The sequence below is a fragment of the Xenorhabdus sp. PB61.4 genome (genome assembly GCF_963894935.1).
Lineage (GTDB): Bacteria > Pseudomonadota > Gammaproteobacteria > Enterobacterales > Enterobacteriaceae > Xenorhabdus > Xenorhabdus stockiae.
In genome coordinates this window covers 1-4291 of the sequence record NZ_CAWQJR010000081.1, presented here as the reverse complement: position 1 = coordinate 4291, position 4291 = coordinate 1, and the positions used below count along the sequence as shown (strand labels likewise).

The 4291-nt window shown below is 39.1% G+C and carries 3 protein-coding genes and 1 pseudogene; 2 read left to right on the top strand and 2 right to left on the bottom strand.

Translation table 11 applies throughout. From position 1 onward, the window contains the following. On the top strand, window positions 1-322 hold a 322-nt coding region (locus AACX68_RS05520; RefSeq protein ID WP_228860787.1), incomplete at its 5' end, for a GNAT family N-acetyltransferase. Between the two features lie 110 nt (window positions 323-432). On the opposite strand, the pseudogene AACX68_RS05515 reads toward AACX68_RS05520, so the two are convergent. After that, a pseudogene (locus tag AACX68_RS05515) lies at window positions 433-671 on the bottom strand (IS1/IS1595 family N-terminal zinc-binding domain-containing protein); the annotation flags it as partial. Window positions 672-1019: 348 nt separating this feature from the next. Between AACX68_RS05515 and hxpB the strand changes: the two are divergent. Then, complete coding sequence (gene hxpB / locus AACX68_RS05510) at window positions 1020-1661, top strand: hexitol phosphatase HxpB (protein WP_339389288.1); 642 nt, start codon at window positions 1020-1022, stop codon at window positions 1659-1661. Window positions 1662-1828: 167 nt separating this feature from the next. On the opposite strand, the gene AACX68_RS05505 is transcribed toward hxpB, so the two are convergent. Next, window positions 1829-4111, bottom strand: a complete 2283-nt coding sequence (locus tag AACX68_RS05505; RefSeq protein ID WP_228860785.1) for an alkaline phosphatase family protein — start codon at window positions 4109-4111, stop codon at window positions 1829-1831. Between the last annotated feature and the right edge of the window lie 180 nt (window positions 4112-4291).

Below are 4291 nucleotides of genomic sequence, written 5' to 3'. Positions count from 1 at the left end.
AATTATTAATAAAACCATTTCAGAGAAATCATGCAATATAGGATATATTTGGATTTTAGCAACACCAAAAGAAAAATCCATATTCATCATGGATTTTTATATATTACAGAAATATAGAAATAAAAAACTTGGTTTTGAATCACTGCAGAAATTGATGTCGGTTCTTGAAGTATCTGGTATTAAATCGATCAATCTGCGAGTCGCACCTGATAATATGGCCGCAATTCGGTTATATGAAAAAATTGGATTTTATGCTACAGGTATCAATATGTCTCTAAAAAACAACTCGAAGGATTATAATAATGATACTTCAGAGAAATGAAGATATTAATAGTGAATATATTTCCTGAAATTAGATGGTTTTATTAATGGCACAGTGTTTATGTTAAAAACGGAGAGCATGAATCGAGGAGGATCTATAAAGCTAAAGACCACGAGAGCATTAATACTGATATGCAAGTCGCTGATAGTATCACGGATACCCAGATTGTTTCAGCGACTTGTTCTTTAATTCCGGCTTGACAGGCTCGATAAGAATAATCAAGCTGAAAAGTACGGTTACAGCATAAACAACGATAGCGCTGGTGACCACTCTTGCTGATACCGTGTTTTTTAACGTCCTTTGTTTGCGTTTGGTGATAAAACCAACATATTACTTCCACTGTGGCCATGTATATTATTTTGCAAAGATAAGCATAATAGATAAAGAACAATACTCTGAATACGAAACTTTTTTCAGGAACAGGATGAATCCGACGAGTACACGAAGAGTGAAATATTTGGTGTGGCATCAATAATTTTACCGATGTATTAATACCAAGTTTATATTAAAATATTAGATTTAATTAATTTCACTATTTTAACTGTGATTAATATCACAATAAAGAGATAAATAATAAGTTATAGAATGATGAGAGTATAATTATTATAATCTGATAAATCTGAAATTTAATAAAACGCAAAAAAGATGATTTTATTGCTATAGAAAAAAATTATGTATATAACCAAGCAAGGAGATAATGATGAAAGCAGTTATTTTCGATATGGATGGTGTACTGATTAACTCTGAACCGCTATGGAAAAAATCTGGCATGCTAGTTTTAAATCATTATGGTGTTCCAGTCACCTATGATGAAATGTTTAATATGACAGGGATACCCGTACCAGGTATGGTAGATAAAGCCTGCCAGCTTTATAATAAAAATGATTTAAATAAATCTGAAATTGTAAAAGAGTTTTTCAACAAAGGGATTGAATTAATTCTTACAGAAAAACCAATTATGGATGGTGTAGTAGAATGCTTGGAACGATTAGCGCAAAAAAATATTAAGATTGGTATTGCCTCTGCTTCTCCGTTATCCCTCCTGTTAAATATAGTCGAACAATGTGATATCGCTAAATATTTTGACTATATCTCCTCAGCAGACGATATGCCATATAATAAACCCCACCCAATGGTCTATCTCAATGCTGCGGAAAAATTGAATGTTTCACCTACAGAATGTATAGGAATAGAAGATTCAAAAACCGGTATGATTGCAGTTAAAGCAGCCTCTATGAAGTGCGTTGTTATACCAAATAGCATTGAATACAATCACTCATACTGGGATGTTGCCGACTGGAAAATAAAAAATATGTCTGAATTGAAAAATATAATCTAACTACCCAGAACTAAACACAGCCATCATTATTTCATGTGTATAGATAGTTTCATTTTTTCAAATTATCTTAATATTATCAATATGAACTTTTTCCCATTATATATACCCAATATTTAATAGCAACAAATCGGCGTCAGGTAACTATCTGACGCCGATGATAATTTATTTCAACTTTTTGAGTGAACAGCATTAAGGCGGATCTCCAGCTTATCCAAAGCCTGTGTTGCCAGCCGGATACTTCCAAGGGCACAGATATCCTGTACTTCCCGCTCTATCTCTTCAGGGGATAAAACACCTGTACAAAGTGTGTACACAATGCGAGTAATAAAGAGCTGATGTAACTCGTTCATCGGCATGTCGAGCTGTTTAGGATCAAGCTCAGGAGCCTGTACACTGAGTGGTATGTCTTTGCGGAGATGCTCAGCCTGAAATACCGATTCAAAACTGGCAGCTGCCCGTATGCGATCACCTAACCACCAATTCGATGCCGGTATTCCCTGCCATTGCAACAAGGTTGAAAGAAATGATGTGGCATCGTATTGGCGTCCTTCTTGCGCTGAACGAAAGACCGTCGAATTCTCTATCCAGGGTGAAATGAGCACCGTCGGGACACGTACCCCAAGCAAATCAAAGCCAAAACCTCCCTCAGTATCATTACGATAAGCATTGTTGGTATAAGGAGGCGGAACGTGATCATAGATGCCACCGTGCTCATCGAAAGTGATTATCAGCAGTGTCTGATCGAAGTCAGGCCCCTGACGTAAAGCATTGTAGATGTCCGCCACCATTTTTAATCCGGGAGCCATATCTGAAGGAGGATGACAAGAGTTAGGAACCATGCCTGATGAATTTCCAACCCATGCAGGTTCAATAAAACTGAACGCTGGCAATGTACCTGCTTTGGCTGATGATATGAATTCGCTGATATCCGTGTTGTAATGGTCGGTTTTTTGATCGACTTCGTCAATATGTCCCTTTAAAAACAATTGGTTGGTATATTGCAGTTTTCCCCACGTAGCGTGGTAATAAAGTTTCCAGTCCTTAATACCGTGAGCCCATAACACATCCCAGACTGAGGGGCGACGAGGAGACTTAGGCCACGAAATATAGATTTCTCCGGAATCAAAATTCTCCGTTTTGCAGAAAGATGATCCTGTTAGCGAAAAAGCCCGATTCGGGTCAGTAGGGCCAGGCAAAGAGCAGAACCAGGTATCGGAAACCGCATATTGCTTCGCCAACAGACTCAGTGGTTCCAGCATACTAGGATCGTAATAATCCATGACTTCATTAGGCGATTTTCCACTGAAGCTATAGCTCTTGACGAAACCTTTCATTTCTGGAATACGCCCAGCACCGGGCTCAGCTCCATCAAATAATTGTTGAATAATACCTGAATATGTATGATCGGGATCACTTCTTGGGTAGTCCACACTGTGTACGGAGAATTTGGTTTGATAGTAGCGGTGACCATTTTTATCCGCATTCCAGTTCGTATTACTGGCTCCATCAAAAGGCTTATCAGACCCAATAAATTTCCCGACTTTACCCTCGGTATAAAGATCACCAAACATATGGTCTAAGGAGCGATTTTCCAGCATCAGATAGACCACTTTTTTGATCCGTTGCCGCATCCAGGGAATTGTTCCCGGACCATCTTCTCCGCCCTGTACTCCTGTTGGCAATTCTAATGGGACAAGGGGAGTCATACCGAATAGGACGGTGTCAGCAGGTAAGGCACTCTTCCAGACGGTGATCGTTTTTGAGGGTAGAACCGGATGTGCCAGCGTTGGATCAACAGACCACAAGGTAATATCACGAGAATCAGGGTTCCAGCCGACAACTCTGTCACCCAACGTGCAAAGTTTCGTGCTCGGAGCAATTGTCCACTGCATACCGGGAATTTGTGGTTCAGGCAGAATATCAGAGGCACTTCCACCGTCAAACATCCACGTCCGGCACTGACCATTACTTCTATCCCGGCTGACGACATAACCTGCAACAGGTATTAAATCCGCATTCGTGATTGTTTGCCAGTGTCCGGTAATATTTTGTGGACTATCAGCAGTAAGCATCAATGTACTGCTGAATGGATCGAAACGCCGACATTGATAGGCACCGGTGTCTGGTTTGTATAACAGCAAATAATTACCTAAAGGAATAATTTCTGTCGAAGGATCCAGCTCAGCACTCAGGTCTCCTTGTGCCATCAGAGACGGCAGAAAATCCGCCTGAGCGATATCGACTTGCCACAAACGGAACTGGCTGGATGCGATTTCCCTGTCGATAACATAGTTACCAATGGGAATAAGTTGATGCCCTGATTTCACTGTCTGCCAATTGCCTGACTTAACTAAATGAAGCTCAGCAGTATCAGAGTCAATAAACTGGTAAAGATTCCAGTCACCGGTTGAGGGTGTCCATTGGACAAGGAATTCATATGTAAGTGACATTGAACTTTCTCTCTATTGTGTGTTAGTCAGGTAATAGCATCTTTTGTTTAAGATATTTGATGCTATTTAAAATGATTTTTAATAAAAATTTTCATTCAATTTATTGTTTTTAAAAATGTAATTTAAGGTCGTTAGCCAAAAATTATTAATAATGGAAAATTAATTTGTTTAAATTAAAAG